A 14,692-nucleotide genomic window follows, 5' to 3' on the forward strand; every position below is an offset into this window, starting at 1 on the left:
TCCGATGCCCGGCAAGTGCCTGCCAGCTCGGGCGACCCTCCGGCGTCATCGATCCGACCGGTGGGGCATGCCGTCGCATGCCCTGCTGGCGATGATAATGATCGGTGGCGGATACAGCTCGCCAGGCGCGGCGGATCAGCCGTCCCGCGTTTCTTTCACGGCGCCAGCGGGATTGATAGCGCACGTAAGTAACGGGGGTTCGAATCCCCGTGGGGACGCCAACTCCGACGCCCGTCTGTTCTTCGGCGCCTCTCACCCAGACACCGGCTTCGAACTCTGGACCTCCGACGGCACGGACGCCGGCACTCGCCCCGTCAAAGATATCCGCCCTGGCTTCCGCGGTTCCTATCCCGCATCCATTACTTCATTTCACAATCGCGTCTTCTTCGCAGCAGACGATGGCACGCACGGCCTCGAACTCTGGTCCAGCGACGGAACCGCGGACGGCACGACACTTATAAAGGATATCCAGCGCGGCGCCGCCGCTTCGACGCCCAACGCGCCAACCGTCGCCGGCGAATATTTGTATTTCGTCGCTGACGACGGCGAACACGGCCACGAACTCTGGCGCACCGGCGGCACCCCTGATTCAACCTCGCTCGTCGCCGATATCTCACCGGGCCCACCCGGCTCCGTGCCGCGACATCTCACCGCAGCCGGCAATCTCGTCTTCTTCGTCGCCAACGATCCCACCGCCGGAGCGGAGATCTGGGTCACCGACGGCACTCGGTCCGGCACGCGCCGGGTGACAGACATCAATCCCGGCGCGTTGGATACGAACGTGCTGTCCCTGCGGGCCCTTGGTGACTTTGTCGTGGCGGTCGCGGCCGACGAGGAACACGGCATCGAGCCATGGCGAACAGATGCCCGGGCCAACACGCGGCTGATCAGAGACATTCGACCCGGTTCGGCCGCCTCGCAGCCCCGCTACCTGCAACGCCTCAACGACCACATCTACTTTCAAGCCAACGACGGCAAGCACGGCTTCGAACTGTGGCGGACCGACGGTACGGAGCGAGGCACACAGCTCGTGAAGGACATCCGCCCCGGCATCGAGAGCTCGCTCCCGAGTCATCTCGTTACGGTCAACGGCATGATCTTCTTCGCCGCCATGGATGGGAAACACGGAGTCGAACTCTGGCAGAGCGACGGCTCAGCGGCCGGCACGCGCATGACGGCCGATATCAATCCAGGCCAGGACAGCTCGTCACCCGGCCAACTCACCGCCATCGGCAACTCGCTCTACTTTGCCGCCGGCACGCCGGCACACGGCTGGGAACCCTGGCGCGTCAAAGGTGGAACTCAGTCGCCTGCGATGCTGAAGGACCTCCGCGCCGGCAAGGACAGCTCCTATCCAAATCAATTCGTTGCGTTCGGCAAACAGCTCGCCTTCGTCGGCGACGACGATCAGGGTCAGGCGCGACTATGGATAGTCGATTCCGGTGGGCAAGCGCTCAAGCCGAGTGCCCCAGAAATGTCGCCACTCCATCCAGGAACATCTGGACACTGATCATCACCAGCACCATGCCCATCAAGCGCTCCATCGCAATCAAGCCCCGCTCGCCGAGCGCCTTATAAAAGAACGGAGCGGCAATCAGAATGACCGCGGTGGCCGCCCAGGCGACGGTGGTCGCCAGCCACAGCTGAAACGTGCTCTCGGTCGTGCCCCGGAGCAGCAGCAGGGTCGCGAGCGTCGACGGGCCGGCGATCAAGGGAATCGCAAGGGGCACCACCAGCGGCTCGCCCTCGGAGTTATCGTCGAGCCCGCCGGCGGCGGGAAAGACCATGCGCAGGGCGATCAGAAACAGCACGATGCCGCCCGCGATACTGATGGTCCCCTGCTGAATTCTCAGCAGCGACAGCGCGCGATCGCCGAGGAGCATGAAAAAGATCAATACGACATACGCGATCAATACCTCGCGCACCAGCACTTTCCGCCGCCGCTCCGGCGGCACCCGCTTGAGCACCGCGAGGAACACGGGCACATTGCCCAGCGGATCCATGATCAACCACAGTGTGATGACGGCGGAGAGGATGTCCATCCGCACAGAATCGCACAACTGAATGCGACGCGTCACTCAGAACTGCTTTTCCAGCCGCATGAACCAGAAGCGCTGCCTGGGATCGCTCAACGACGGATCGAATCCGACATCCAGCCCCGACGCAGAATACTGTGGCGGAGTATCCAAAACGTTCAGAGCACCCACCGTCACTCTCACACCACGAGACAGCCCGGTGTCCGGCCACAGTGCCTCGACACTCATCGATGCCTGCAGATCGACAAAAGCCTGCGGATGCAGCTGCCGCCCTGTGCGCCGGTTCGCAACCATGTCGTCGTACGAGCCGATGAGCCGCGTTTGCAGGGCCGCGCTCGCAAGCTCGCTTTGCCATTTGAGCGACAACGCACCTCGCCACCGCGGAACGGTGCCACGAGGATTGGCGACGCCGAGGCGAGTCGTCGGCGCGGTCCCGGGAACATCGACCGTGGCGAACTGATCCATCCACGTGGCGGCCAACGTCGCGTCGATGTCCCAAAGGAAGCGATAGGAAACACTCGCATCGATGCCGCTTGCCTCGAGCCCACCGACATGAGTCATCGAGATATCGACTGATCGAATGACGCCAGGCCGCCCAGCCGCCAGGTCCGCGGCGGAAGGAGCTTCACGTTGGATCAGTCCCGCGAACTCCGCTTCATGCTCCAGCACCAGACTCAGCGGCGGCGTCATGATACGACTGTCGATTTGTTTCAACCAATAGTCGGCCTGCAACGTCAGCTTCGGCAGAGCGCTCGGCGACACAGTAAATCCGAACGACGTGGAATCGCCGCGCGCCAGCGGCAACTCGGGGTTGTTGCCGCCTCGGACGATGACCGGCACCACTTCGCCGCCTCTGCGTCGGTCCGGAACCGCGGTTACGACTTCATAGCCCGGGCCGAACATTTCGAACAGAGACGGCGCTCGAAACTGACTGGCCAACGATGCATGCAGCTCGAGCCCTGGCAGCGGCCGCCACCGCAGCGCGTAACTGGAGGTGGCGATATCGCCGATATCGCTGAAGCGATCCCAGCGCGTGCTCAGATGCGCTTCGAGAACCCATAAAGGAATATCCAGCCCCGCCTGCGCCGTCGCGACGGTTCGCGCCCCGACACTGCGTTCATCGCGCCATTGCGCATCGAACGACCCGATGGCATCGCCGCCGACCGATGCGAACAACGGTCCCCTCAAGGTCGCCGCGGCGGCTGTCCCGAACGAGCGAATGTTGAATGCGCTGGGCGGCAATTGCAGCGAGTCCATCAGCTCGGGACTGCCGGCGGCACCGGCCTGAAACATATTGAGGGCGGTCGCCGGATCGGTCGAGGCCAGCGCGGCGGCGACGCGACGATCATCGAGCGCATGGTTTGCCCAGCGCGTAGCGAATTCTTCACTGCGCGAACCCGTGACCGACCACTGCCACGCTCCCAGCTGCCCCCGCAGCCCGCTGGCGAGACGCCACCACCGCGACTCGGTCTCGACCTGTCGCGGCTCGATCTCCAGAAACAAGCGCGACACGTACACCGGCGCGCCGAAAGGATTGTAGGGATTGTCAGCCGGCACTAGAGCATCCAGCACGGTAGGTGGCGTGTACCGGTAATCGCAATCGCGCCACACGCCCATGAGCTCGGCGAAGGGCGCGATCGAGCGAGACTTGCCTTGCACGGTCGCCAGCACACTGCGCCGGTTCGTGGCGGGCAGGATCGACGAGAAGCGACGCAGGCTGTCGAGCCGATACTCGCCGGCGGTGTCCTGAAAATCGCCGATGCTGGCGACGCGGTCCGGCGTCCCATCGGGCACCGCCGCGAACGAAGCAGATAGTCCTGGCAAAGGCGCGCCCGTGGTCGAGCGAACGTTGCCGGGCCAGGTGGCGCGCGAGCGATAGTCCGGCCCGCCGTATTCACTGTAATTTTGATCGCGCGAGAAGTCGCGCGACTGCCCGGGCAGCTCTTTGCGGTCGAAATAATCCACCCACAGACCGGCGGACCACCGCGCCCGATCGGTCCCGACACTGGCAGCCACCTGACGTTGCATGCCGCCGCCGGCCGCGCCGCCGATGGCATACCACGCCAGCGGCGCGCCGGGTTTCTTGAGCTCGATATCGATCGTGCCGCCGAGCGCACGCAGCCCGAGCTCGGCGGCACGCATCTCGTCCACTGCTTCGACCCGTTCGACGAAACTCAGCGGGATCGCATTCAAGTCGAACGCGACTCCGGAAATGGCGGTGGGTGCGAGCCAACCCCGGTTGATTCTCACCGCCGTGAAGTTGATGCCCAGCCCTCGCAGGTCCGCGAACTGCGCGCCGTCGCCCCAAACGAATTCAGAAGACATCTGTCCGGCCGCATGTACGACAGCGTCTCCTACCGTCGCAAAGCCGACCTGATCGTAATCGTTGGCCGAGAAGATCACGTCGGCAGGACTGATGCGCGAGGCGCCGATTCGAGTGCCTTGCACAGTCAGCGTGCCCGCGTCGTTGGTTGCCTCAACCCCTGTGGGTACACGCACAGTTGTCGCCGGTCTCTGATTGACGGGAGCGCTGCGCAAGTCGTACGCGAGAGTGCCGGTCCGCAGGGCCGTCAGCCCAGTGCCCGCGAGCATCTGTTCCAACGCCGCGCCGATCTCCAGTTCAGCGCCGATGTGACAGACCTTCACTTGAGGCAATGAGTCGGAGTCGTAAGTGATGGTGGCGCCGGTGCGCTGCCCGAGTGCGAACAACGCCTCCGTGATCGGCTCGGTCGCGGTGCAGGTCCGATGACTCCGATCGCTCGCGAGCACGGGCGCGGTCAACGACAGGCAGATGAGCAACGTGCAGTGAATCGCGACATCGCCACCGGTCCGCGGCGCAAAAGCATACGTAGAACGGCAAGCCATTTTCGCTAGATCGTCTGGCGCGTTTCGGTTACCCCGCCTTTCAGCCGCCGTTGACGATATTTTTGATGCGAGCCCCGATTGGCTGTCAAAACTCATGGCCTCGTGCAACTTCGCTCTAACAAAGCGAGATTTCACGTGACCGACCGAGAAGCCCCACCCAATCCCCCGCCGCTCGACCGGCAGGATCCTTTCGACCGGCGCTGGTTCCAGATCGAGGGCGCCGTGCATCGGATTCTGCGCGTTCGACTGAAATATCCGGACGCCGCGCTCGAGATGTTGAACGAGATCTACGTGCGGATGCGCAACAGCCCCGACATCACGACCATCCTGGACATGAAGAGCTATGCGTTGGGCATGGCCAGAAATATCCAGAGAGAGCAGCTTCGCGACCAGTGGCTGCACCTGCGCCTGAACCGGCGCTTCGTGGATGACCAGGCGGTATCGCGAGGCGACGCCGACGAGCTCACGCCGGAACGCATCTGCGACGGGCAACAGCAATGGGCGCGAACCGATCGGGTGCTCGAGCAACTGCCCGCCGAAGACCGAAACATTTATGAAGCCCGCGCCAGCGGCGAAACGCCGAAGGCGATCGCCGAGAGCCTGGGCCTCGACCGCGACACGGTGTACCGCAAACTTCGTTCCACCCGCCAATGGCTCCGCGACAAGCTGGGCCTAGCCAAAGGCAACAACCCATGAACCACCCGGATTTCATCGACGAACCGAGCAGTCGGCAGCGTGCAGCGGAATTCTGGTATGGACGCCTCGACGCTCCCGACCTGCAGGACCAGGAATGGCAGTCGTTCATCGACTGGCAATCCAACCCCGAGAATCAGGAAGCTTTCGATGCCGCGGCGACCGAGCACGAGCGGATGTTCATGGTCCGTCAGCGCTCGGCCTCGCATCGTGAGGAGGCGCCCCGTGCTCTGCCATTGAAACTGGCGGCCGTCGCTCTGGCGATCTGCCTGCACCTCGGCGTCATCGTGACGACGATCCGCTACGAAAACCGCCCGGACACCATGGTTTTCGTGACCGCCGACAAAGCCGCCGGCTGGCCGCTCGAGGATGGCAGTTATCTGCGCGCAGAGCCCAACACCCGCGTGGAAGTCGAGTTCGATAGAAGGCAACGGTCGATGCGACTGCGCTACGGCAACGCCTTCTTTCAGGTCGCCCGGGCGCCGGGCCGGCCCTTCTTCGTGCACACGCAGCTCGCAGTCGTCGAAGCCCGAGGCACCGCGTTTGGCGTCGCCCTCGACGATCGGGATGCCAAGGTGACCGTGGAGGAAGGAACAGTCGCCGTCTCTCCCGCCGCCGGCTTCGCGCCCTTCTATCTGCACCCGAACGAACAGGCCCAGGTGTCCTCCAACAGCATCGAGCGCGTGCGCCTGGGCAAGGACACGCCGGCATTGCGATGGGCGACGACCATTCAGTTCGATCGCCGGCCCGCCATCGAAGCCGTGGCGGATTTCTCCGCGCGCAGCGGCATCAAGATTGCGCTCGATGGCTCATCGCCCGCGCTCGCCTCGCCCGTGTCGGGCGTTTTCCAATTCAAATCGCCGGTCGAGTTCGCGCAGCACGTCGCCAACAAGACCGGCAGTCCGGTGCTGGTGTATCGACCGGGCCTGGCGACGATCAGAGTTTGGCCGCCGCAGGCGCCCTCGACGCGATGACGAAACATGCGACGCGGCGACGACCCATTAGGGTCATCGTCGCGCGCTAACGTTCCTTCTTATAGATCCCGCGCGCTACAAACAACCATCCGGTTGCAACTAGCTGCTCCGTAACGCAAGCTGTTTTTCGATTCGTGCGCGAGTCGAAAAACGTGATCTCGCGCGCAAGCAACTAAATTCGGCATTTGCCCGCTCGCCATCTCGTCGTGATGTTGAGATATATCTAACATCAACAACGATCGAGATCGACTCCATCGAGGGCGAACTGTTGAAGACCGAGGCTCGCGGAGCCGATCGAAGCTCACTGGATCGTGCTGCCAGAACATTCGCTGCCACTCTGTGCACTCTGAGATGGCAGCACACGCGATCGCTGCAGGACATGGCGTCGTGCACCGGCACTCCTCGATGGCGCATCGATCAATTGGTCACGGGACAGGCGCTGCCATCTTGGGACGAAGCGCAAGCACTGGCGTGGCACTTCAAAGTGCCCCTGTCCCAGTTGATTCTGCCGCTGCAACGAGCAAGCGCCACTCCGCGTGCCCTCGGTACATACATTCACCCGCGGACCACGCCGTCCGCGAGCATCCATAGAACGCGTTCATTGCAAATCCTCGCGGCGGCGTATCCCCATCTCTTCGATGTGACGTTGGCGCAATGGCCCGCGTGGCTCGCGCCCGATCTGAACGAATGCTTGGCCGCGGAAGTGGCGAGCTTACGCATCACCGCGGAATTGCTCTCGGAACGCGACGCGTTGGACGCAACCGTTGGCGTCCAGAACCGGCTTCGCGCACTGACGATTCGACACCGACTGCGGCTCCGCGCTCCTCATGCCATCGACGTGCATCGGCTGGCGCTTGGACTCGATGCGGCGCTGGCGGCGCTGGATCATCCGGTCGGTCTGCTTGGAAACGTTCGATGGGACGATGCCATCGCCGCATTGAACGACACCGCGAGCGCGCTACGCGCCGAGTTCCTCGCACGATGATACGAGAACCCGTCGGGGAAACTCGTGAGGTCCGAGAGGAGCTCACGAAGCGCGCACTTGCCGACGCCGTGCGCAAACGCATGTCGGCTCGCCGACTGCGCCAGACCGATCTGGCGCGATGGAGTGGGGTCAGTCGATCGTTCGTCCAGTCGGTATTGCGAGCGGAGCGGGACGGCTCGCTCTTCATGTTCCTGGAGCTGAGCCGCGGCCTGGGCGTCGACGACGCCTGCGATCTGTTACGAGAAGTTCTCGATCGCCGTGACGCGCTCCGCGCCGCCCGGACCTTGCGCGCTAAATGAAGTTGGCGTTCCTAGGACGGGCGCCGTGGGCGCTTTCCGACAACCGGGCGATGAAAATTCAGCCGAAGCGGCGGAACAGTCGAGCGAGGGAGCCGGCCTTGGGCTGCGCCTTGGCGACCGGCTTGAACGCCTGCATGCGAATCGTCTGCTCACGCCACTCGAAGTACGACGGGCTGGACGACTTATCGTCTTCGTCGATCAAGGTCAGCCGACCGATTCGAGAGCGGGCACGAAGCTGATTCTGCATGGGCGCATCCGGGCACAAGTTGACTGAGCATCAACTTAGGCCAGCACGCGCCCCATCTGAATAGGGCGTCCGCTGAACGGAATCTGCGGCGCCCACGCCGGGAAGATTTTGCAACCCTTAGCGCGCCCGGCTTGACTTGCAGATGAATCTGAATCGCGGCGAGTTGCAAGGGCAACGTTTCCTGCGGGAAGAGACGGTCCGGGAGCCGGCATGCAGTCATTCATCGCTCCGACCGGGCGAGTAAAGATCTCGCCCGGCTGCTCAGCTGCCTCGAGCCGGAGAAGCTTCCGCGCGGCGGCCGGCGGCGCTAGCTCACTCGAAGCCGTGATATTCCGACTTCCGGGCCGACTGCGCCGGCGCGGCGGCCGCGTGTCCGGATTCCGCGGCAAACCAGCGGCGATACAGCTCCTCCATCCCCTTGAATTTCAGATCGTCGGCATTCGGCAGCGCGTTCATCGGCGCCTGCTCGGCATCGGCGAAGGAAAAGGACAGTGCGGTAACGATGGGCCTGATGCGTCGGTAACCCTCCGCCATGTCGCTGGCGGTAAAAGAAACAGTCTCATTTTCATAGCTCACGCCGGGCATGCCCTTCAGCCACCGCATATTTGCTGGCGCCACCGCGCGCACGGCGATCCGCAACGGCCCCTCCGGGCGCATGACCACCGCCGAACTCAATCGCTGTACCGCCAGCTTTGCCTGCTTGCGCATGGCTGCGTGCACCTGCTCCACGGGATAGAGCTCAGCGTCCGAAGCGCTCTTGGCCTTCTTGGTGGTCACATACTGCAGCCAGGGCATGGTTTTCAGATCGGCCGCGAGTCGATCGTCGCCGGACGCAAAAATCACTGGAATGCCCGCTCGCCCGTACAGCAATCCGACCAGCTCGGTTTCAGTGATCGAGTGACCGTTCACCAGCAATTCCATGCCGATCGTATAGGTGTGAGCCGCGAATCCACCGCTACCGCTCTTGCAATGCATGCCCACCACCGCGACGGCATCGAACTCGCTTTTTTGCGCGAGATCGAGATAGGCGTCGAAAGGCTCCGCGCGCGATATCAGCCGGGCGCGCTTATCCAGCTGGTCCACCAGAATGTCGGGCCCGGGATTGCCGCTGCCATGACCGTCGGCGACGACCACGGAAGCGGCACCGCCAGCAAACAAGCCTTCGATCACCGCATTGACGTCCGCGATCAACAGCGCCTGCCCTCGCGGATACGCCGGGTGGCCATATAAAAATGTATAGGGATCGTTTTGACCGGACAGCCCTTCCATGTCATGGATCAGCAGAACGCGTGGCCCTGGCCGGTCCGCAGCGTTGGCAAACTCAGTAGATAAAACACCGGTGAGCAGCACCAGCACCATGGCCAGCGCTCGCCCACGGAACGCTCCCCCCACGATTGAGAACACTTTCATTAATCACTCCTCGACTTGAATGTATTTATAGTCACTCTCGCGCAACAATCGACGCAGCGGCTCCATCTGCTCTTCATAGTTGCGCCAGCGACCGACCGAACGCTGATAGATGGGCTGCCGGACCTGCCAGCGACTCGGTGTGCGGACGGTGCGGCCGGTTTGTTGGAAATCGAGACAGGCGGGATCCCATTCGAGCCCGCAGTAGTCGACCAGTGCGCGAGCGTGTGTCTCAGGATCCTTCACCAGCGCTTCGTAGCGCAGTTCGAACATCGGCAACGGCAACGACGCGCGCCAATGCGCCATGAGGCGGTCGTACTGCAGGAAGTACTGGCCGAAATGTTCCAGACTGGTGGTGAAATCGCTGTCCATGTCGAACAGCTCGATCAGGCAGGACAATCCCACGTCCATGGGGTCGCGTCGGCAATGGACGATGCGGGCATGCGGGAACATCGTGGCAATCATGCCCAGGTGCATGAAGTTCACCGGCAGTTTATCGGTGACGCGCAATGCCTCCCCGGCATTCGCTTCGAGGCCGCGCAGATACTCCTGTGCCAGCGCGGCCAGCCTCGACGCGTCGAGCGTCGCAACGTTGGCCGGATAGCCCGGACGCAGTCCCTTGAGGATGCGCGGCATATCCTGCAATTCACCGGCACCGGACACTGAGCGATGACTGGCCAGGATCTGTTCGGTGAGCGTGGTGCCGGAGCGCGGCATGCCCACGATGAAGACCGGCCGCGCGGAATCGCCGCCATGCGCAGTCGCCCGATCGAAGAAGGATCGTGAGAACGCGGCAATCGTTCGATCGATCTGCTCGGCGACGCGCCGTATTTCGAAACCTGCTCCGCGCTCCTGGACGATGCGTTTGGCGGCAATGAAATGTTCGAACGCGCGTGGGTACTGTCGCTCGCGATCGTAGTACTTGCCGATGCCGCTATGTAACCTGATACGTGCCCGCTCATCGATGTCGTCATCGGTCAGCAGTTGCTCGGCATCCCGGACAATCTCGGCGCTCGGCTCATAGGAGCGGACCGCGATCAAATTTGCCAGCGCGCCGGGGTGCCGGGGTCTGATCTCGAGGACGCGCTGATAATGCTCGGCAGCCTCGGTGAAGCGACCTTTCTGCTCCAGCAGCAAGCCGAGATTGATATGAGCGCGCACGAACCGGGGATCGATCTCCAACGCACGTTCATGCATGGCGACGGCACCGTCCGAATCGCGCTCTTCGTTCAAGGCGTTCGCAAGGTTATAGGCCGCGAGCGCCGAGAGCGGGTTCAGCTCCAGAGCCCGCCGATACAATTCGATCGCCCGCACCGGATCGCGAACCCGGAGGGCGTTTGCAAGATTGTTGATGGAGTCCGCATGCGTGGGATCGACCTGCACGGCCCGCTCGAAACAGTCGAGCGCGGCTTCCTTGTCTTTCAGCCCCACCCACACCTGGCCGAGGTGGTTGTGAGCACGCGCATCGCCCGGCTCGATCTGGATTGCACGCTGTAGCAAGCGCAGAGCCTCCTGCGGATGGCCGGTCTGTTGCGCAATCAATCCCAGATAGTGAAGCGCGCGCGAATGATCCGGAAACTCCGCGAGCACTTCCTTGTAGACCGCGTAAGCAAAAGGAACATCGCCTTGCTTGTGTCTCAGGAAGGCCGCCTCGACTCTGCTGTCGGCGGCGGCGCGAGCGGCTGTGACGTTCATGCTAGAGTGCTCCCATGCTGATCGGCGAACCCACCAGCCCGCTGGGCGAATACGACTGCACCGAGCTCACCCGGCGCGTATTGAGCGTCGAGGAACCGCAGTGGCACCAGGATGCCCGCCGTCAGCAGTCGTACGATGTTCATGCACAAACCCAATCGCTCATCCTGTTGTTCTGTTCGGGCTGGCCGAAGATTTCCATCGCACGCGCCAACGGCTGGGATCTGCTCGCCGACGTGGCCGTGCCGGTGATGGACCGGATCATCGCCGACCACTATGCGCCCGGCGGTCAAGTACTGCGCGCCATGATGACGCGCTTGCCGCCCGGCGGCCGCATCGCCCGCCACCGCGACTCGCATCCATCGTTCGCCATCGCGCATCGAATCCACGTGCCACTGCAAACGAATCCGCAAGTGGAGTTCGTCGTCGGCAATGAAATTGTTCCGCCTCGCGCTCATTTCGCCTTCGAACTGAATAACCGGGTCGAGCATCAAGTCATCAATCGCGGCACCGAGCCGCGCATCCACTTCATCTTCGACTACGCGCCTCCTCAGACTCAGTCATGAACCACGTTCCGCGGTTGTTGGCATCGTCGGTGGTTCGTGGCAGTCGACTCGGCCAGAGTCACGGCGGACTGTTCCTGGTCGATATGGTCGAAGGCACGATCGAGCAAAAGCTCGACTGGAACCGGACCGACATCGATATCAGCGGACGCGGCGGCGATCGCGGCTTGCGCGGCATCGCCTTTCATCGGGACAACATCATCGTCGCGGCCAATGCCGAGATCCTGTTTCTCGATCGGGCGTTCAATTGGACCGACACGTACACCTGCCGCTTCCTGCGTCATTGCCACGAGATTGCCGTGCATGGCGAGCTGCTGTTCGTCACTTCCACCGGCTTCGACAGCATCCTGACGTTCGATCTGCGCTCGCGAACGTTCGTGCAGGGACTGCAGTTGCGCTATGAGGCGGGTACTGCCAAGGCGCTCGCTTACGATCCGCAAGCGGCGCAGGGCCCCGCCCCGAGTCAGGCACTGCACATCAACAGCGTCACCGCCACATCCACGGGAATCCATGTCAGCGGCTTGCGCATGCAACAGTTGCTGCGCCTTCGGGGCGAAGAGGTGGTCGCCGTGGCGAGCCTGCCCACGGGAACTCACAACGCTCAGTTGCTGGCCGGCGGACTGATCTACAACGATACCGCCGCCGACCGGGTCTGCTTCCATAGCGGGGGACGAATCGTGACGATGAGCGTGCCTGGCTACCCGCATGAGCAAATACTCAATTCAGAACGCGTCGATGCGGGCGTCGCGCGGCCAGGCTTCGCGCGCGGTCTGTGCGAAGTCGCTCCGGGCATGATCGCGGTCGGTTCATCTCCCTCGACGCTATCCATCCACGACCTGAGGAGCGGCACCCGAGTGCTGAGCAGAAATCTGTCCATGGACGTTCGCAATGCCATCCATGGCCTGGCAGTCTGGCCGTACGAAGAGTGATGCGATCAGTCATGGTTCGCCCCTCGAGAAAGGAGACTCGCTGGCATCGCCGAGCACCGGTAAGCGCAACATGGAGCGAGTCGCCTCGCCCAGATGAACCGCCAGTGCCGGCGCGGGATCGCGTTCCTGGCCGAGTGTGTTGCCTCGATCCGCGCCGGCAATCGTCAGTCGCAATCGGTCCCCCTGTCGAAACACGCGCCCCACTGCGAGCATCGTGAATTCCAGTGCTGCCGGCGTTGCCGACAGCGGCGGCGTCGCAGCGATGTCGACGGACTGCGAGCTGGGAAAGGGCAATCCGAAATTCCGATACGGCGGCTGCCCCAAGGTTCGATGCGAGGCACGGAGCAGACCGTCGGAGATCAACCTCGACGTCCCGTCCTCCGAAACGACAGTCAGATACGCATGCACGTCGGCATCGGCGGCGTTCTGCGACGACAGCCAGAGTTTCACCACGGGAATCCCGGCCACATACAGGTCGCGCGCCAGCGGTGGCGACGTGTAAGTGAGCGATCTCATGTCGTTGCTGGTGACGGCGACGTCATAAACATTGCCACCCCAGCGCGTTCCGAGACTCCCGACTGTCGCGTCATAGCTGACGGTCCACGACTGACTCGACGACGCCTCGTCCGGCGACACCCCCAACGAGCCGTCGTACTGAGATAGCACCGTGTTGGAAACCTTTCCGGAAAGATACAGATCCCGGTACTGCGCCTGGCGCGATGGCCAACCATCGGCGCTGAACCATTCCGTGTGCCGCGGATCTCGCTGCAGACCGAACTGAACGGCCGGGCGTCGCTCAGCGTCGTTGGGCACCTTGCGCAGCCAATGATCGAACCATCGCAAGGTCTCGCGTGTTACCAGCCGATCACGCTCGATATCGCGCGGATCGTTCGGCGCCGGACCGGACCTGCCATGCGGATACGGCCCGTAAATCAATTTCCTCGGCACGCTCAGATTGGCGTACCAGAGCAGCATGTCGTTGGCATAGATGTCATGCCAGCCGCCCGACAGCAGCGTCGGAATGCCACTGGCGTTGACTCGATCCAGCACGGTGTAGAGGTTGTTCTGCCCCTGCAGCTGATAGCGATCGATGAACGGCAGCGCGTCCCGGACCACGCCGACGGTCGCGAAGCTGTCCAGATGTTTGAAATATTCGTCGTCGACGCCGGCGCGATGCTCCTCGATCGCTCGCCGTAACAGCACCTGCTTGGGGTCCGCGTCGACCGCCGAGATGTTGGTGATCGGCGCGTTGGGATCCGTCGAACGATTGTCGAGCTTCGCAACGTTCTGTACCCAACCGCCCTGCCAGCCGCTACGAAAAATGCCGCCCATCGCGTAAGCGGAGTTCGGTCCGTCGAAGAAGGCATACACCATCGACAACGCCTTCAACGCGGGAGGATTCTCCGCCGCCACTCTCGGCTGCACTTCACCGAGATAGGACGAGCCCAGCATCCCGACTGTGCCATCGCTCCAACGCTGCCGGGCAATCCAGCCAATGAGATCGAAACCGTCCTTGCCCTCGATGTCGTCTCCCTCGGCGTGCGACGGTCCGAACGACGCACCCGAGCCGCGCACATCCGCGACGACCAGCGCATAGCCGTATGCCAGCAGCAACTCGGACCGCACGGCATTATCGGAGATCGTCATCAAGCCACGCGCATCGGTGGGCGAGTATTTGTCGTTCTTGGTGCCGCCCTCTGGCAACGGTCGCGATCGACCGTAGCGCGTGTACTCCAGCACCACAGGAAAGCGACCGCGGACCACTTTGCCGTCGCGTGCCGGCAAGTAGTAGTCGACTGCCAGCTGCACGCCGTCCCGCATCGTCACATAGACGGAGCGCCGGATCGCTTGTCGATAGATAAACGGCTCATCGCGTCGATACTCGCCGACACCGGCTGCCACGGTGGACAGCCCCGCCACGGATTGCACCGGCGCGGCGTGCGCAACGACCGATACAAACAGCGCCACGAAGATCGACAGCGATTGGATGACTCGACTCAAG

Annotated in this window: 13 protein-coding genes; 7 read left to right on the forward strand and 6 right to left on the reverse strand. The window is 63.0% G+C overall.

The window, feature by feature from the left end; all coding sequences use genetic code 11:
• Positions 1-67: 67 nt before the first annotated feature.
• Positions 68-1,510, forward strand: coding sequence for an ELWxxDGT repeat protein (locus EKO19_RS02325; protein ID WP_175596932.1), 1,443 nt, complete (start codon positions 68-70; stop codon positions 1,508-1,510).
• On the opposite strand, the gene EKO19_RS02330 is transcribed toward EKO19_RS02325, so the two are convergent.
• Entirely contained in the window at positions 1,455-2,042 is a 588-nt protein-coding gene (locus tag EKO19_RS02330) for a YhgN family NAAT transporter (RefSeq protein WP_129774791.1), read from the reverse strand. The two genes, EKO19_RS02325 and EKO19_RS02330, sit on opposite strands and share 56 nt — an antisense overlap.
• Positions 2,043-2,078: 36 nt before the next feature.
• Positions 2,079-4,901 carry a TonB-dependent receptor domain-containing protein gene (locus EKO19_RS02335; RefSeq protein WP_157995083.1) on the reverse strand — a complete coding sequence of 941 codons (2,823 nt, stop codon included), beginning with the start codon at positions 4,899-4,901 and terminating at the stop codon, positions 2,079-2,081.
• A gap of 135 nt (positions 4,902-5,036) precedes the next feature.
• On the opposite strand from EKO19_RS02335, the gene EKO19_RS02340 reads away from it, so the two are divergent.
• The 4 genes from EKO19_RS02340 (at position 5,037) to EKO19_RS38135 (ending at position 7,852) form a co-directional block, all read left to right on the forward strand.
• Positions 5,037-5,597, forward strand: coding sequence for an RNA polymerase sigma factor (locus EKO19_RS02340; RefSeq protein ID WP_157995084.1), 561 nt, complete (start codon positions 5,037-5,039; stop codon positions 5,595-5,597).
• Positions 5,594-6,568: a FecR family protein gene (locus tag EKO19_RS02345; protein WP_157995085.1), complete on the forward strand. Its 975-nt coding sequence runs from the start codon at positions 5,594-5,596 to the stop codon at positions 6,566-6,568. The genes EKO19_RS02340 and EKO19_RS02345 overlap by 4 nt, the downstream gene beginning before the upstream one ends.
• A gap of 379 nt (positions 6,569-6,947) precedes the next feature.
• Positions 6,948-7,553 carry a hypothetical protein gene (locus EKO19_RS38130; protein ID WP_157995086.1) on the forward strand — a complete coding sequence of 202 codons (606 nt, stop codon included), beginning with the start codon at positions 6,948-6,950 and terminating at the stop codon, positions 7,551-7,553.
• Between the two features lie 80 nt (positions 7,554-7,633).
• The gene (locus EKO19_RS38135; RefSeq protein WP_157995087.1) at positions 7,634-7,852 is read left to right on the forward strand and encodes a hypothetical protein; all 219 of its coding nucleotides are present in this window, start codon (positions 7,634-7,636) and stop codon (positions 7,850-7,852) included.
• A 58-nt stretch (positions 7,853-7,910) separates the two neighbouring features.
• On the opposite strand, the gene EKO19_RS02355 is transcribed toward EKO19_RS38135, so the two are convergent.
• The 3 genes from EKO19_RS02355 to EKO19_RS02365 all read right to left on the reverse strand — a co-directional run bounded on the left by EKO19_RS02355 (position 7,911) and on the right by EKO19_RS02365 (position 11,201).
• Entirely contained in the window at positions 7,911-8,099 is a 189-nt protein-coding gene (locus EKO19_RS02355; RefSeq protein ID WP_129774796.1) for a hypothetical protein, read from the reverse strand.
• A gap of 312 nt (positions 8,100-8,411) precedes the next feature.
• Positions 8,412-9,509, reverse strand: coding sequence for a M55 family metallopeptidase (locus EKO19_RS02360; protein ID WP_129774797.1), 1,098 nt, complete (start codon positions 9,507-9,509; stop codon positions 8,412-8,414).
• Between the two features lie 3 nt (positions 9,510-9,512).
• On the reverse strand, positions 9,513-11,201 hold the full coding sequence (locus EKO19_RS02365; RefSeq protein ID WP_129774798.1) for a tetratricopeptide repeat-containing sulfotransferase family protein: 1,689 nt from the start codon (positions 11,199-11,201) through the stop codon (positions 9,513-9,515).
• A gap of 14 nt (positions 11,202-11,215) precedes the next feature.
• Between EKO19_RS02365 and EKO19_RS02370 the strand changes: the two genes are divergently transcribed.
• Both EKO19_RS02370 and EKO19_RS02375 read left to right on the forward strand, forming a co-directional pair.
• Positions 11,216-11,764, forward strand: a complete 549-nt coding sequence (locus tag EKO19_RS02370) for an aspartyl/asparaginyl beta-hydroxylase domain-containing protein (RefSeq protein WP_129774799.1) — start codon at positions 11,216-11,218, stop codon at positions 11,762-11,764.
• On the forward strand, positions 11,761-12,690 hold the full coding sequence (locus EKO19_RS02375; protein WP_129774800.1) for a hypothetical protein: 930 nt from the start codon (positions 11,761-11,763) through the stop codon (positions 12,688-12,690). Before EKO19_RS02370 ends, EKO19_RS02375 begins: the two co-directional genes overlap by 4 nt.
• A 9-nt stretch (positions 12,691-12,699) precedes the next feature.
• Here the strand turns inward: EKO19_RS02375 and EKO19_RS02380 are convergent, their stop codons facing one another.
• Positions 12,700-14,691: a CocE/NonD family hydrolase gene (locus tag EKO19_RS02380; protein ID WP_129774801.1), complete on the reverse strand. Its 1,992-nt coding sequence runs from the start codon at positions 14,689-14,691 to the stop codon at positions 12,700-12,702.
• Between the last annotated feature and the right edge of the window lies 1 nt (position 14,692).

Origin of the sequence: Peristeroidobacter soli (assembly GCF_004138485.1) — a bacterium.
Taxonomy (GTDB): domain Bacteria; phylum Pseudomonadota; class Gammaproteobacteria; order Steroidobacterales; family Steroidobacteraceae; genus Steroidobacter; species Steroidobacter soli.

Bases quoted from the DNA above. Each gene is read 5' to 3' on its own strand.
- EKO19_RS38135 (WP_157995087.1), top strand. From the start codon at position 7,634: ATGTCGGCTCGCCGACTGCGCCAGACCGATCTGGCGCGATGGAGTGGG.
- EKO19_RS02370 (WP_129774799.1), top strand. From the start codon at position 11,216: ATGCTGATCGGCGAACCCACCAGCCCGCTGGGCGAATACGACTGCACC.
- EKO19_RS02330 (WP_129774791.1), bottom strand. From the start codon at position 2,042: ATGGACATCCTCTCCGCCGTCATCACACTGTGGTTGATCATGGATCCG.
- EKO19_RS02365 (WP_129774798.1), bottom strand. From the start codon at position 11,201: ATGAACGTCACAGCCGCTCGCGCCGCCGCCGACAGCAGAGTCGAGGCG.
- EKO19_RS02335 (WP_157995083.1), bottom strand. From the start codon at position 4,901: ATGGCTTGCCGTTCTACGTATGCTTTTGCGCCGCGGACCGGTGGCGAT.
- EKO19_RS02355 (WP_129774796.1), bottom strand. From the start codon at position 8,099: ATGCAGAATCAGCTTCGTGCCCGCTCTCGAATCGGTCGGCTGACCTTG.
- EKO19_RS02325 (WP_175596932.1), top strand. From the start codon at position 68: ATGCCGTCGCATGCCCTGCTGGCGATGATAATGATCGGTGGCGGATAC.
- EKO19_RS38130 (WP_157995086.1), top strand. From the start codon at position 6,948: ATGGCGTCGTGCACCGGCACTCCTCGATGGCGCATCGATCAATTGGTC.
- EKO19_RS02375 (WP_129774800.1), top strand. From the start codon at position 11,761: ATGAACCACGTTCCGCGGTTGTTGGCATCGTCGGTGGTTCGTGGCAGT.
- EKO19_RS02345 (WP_157995085.1), top strand. From the start codon at position 5,594: ATGAACCACCCGGATTTCATCGACGAACCGAGCAGTCGGCAGCGTGCA.
- EKO19_RS02360 (WP_129774797.1), bottom strand. From the start codon at position 9,509: ATGAAAGTGTTCTCAATCGTGGGGGGAGCGTTCCGTGGGCGAGCGCTG.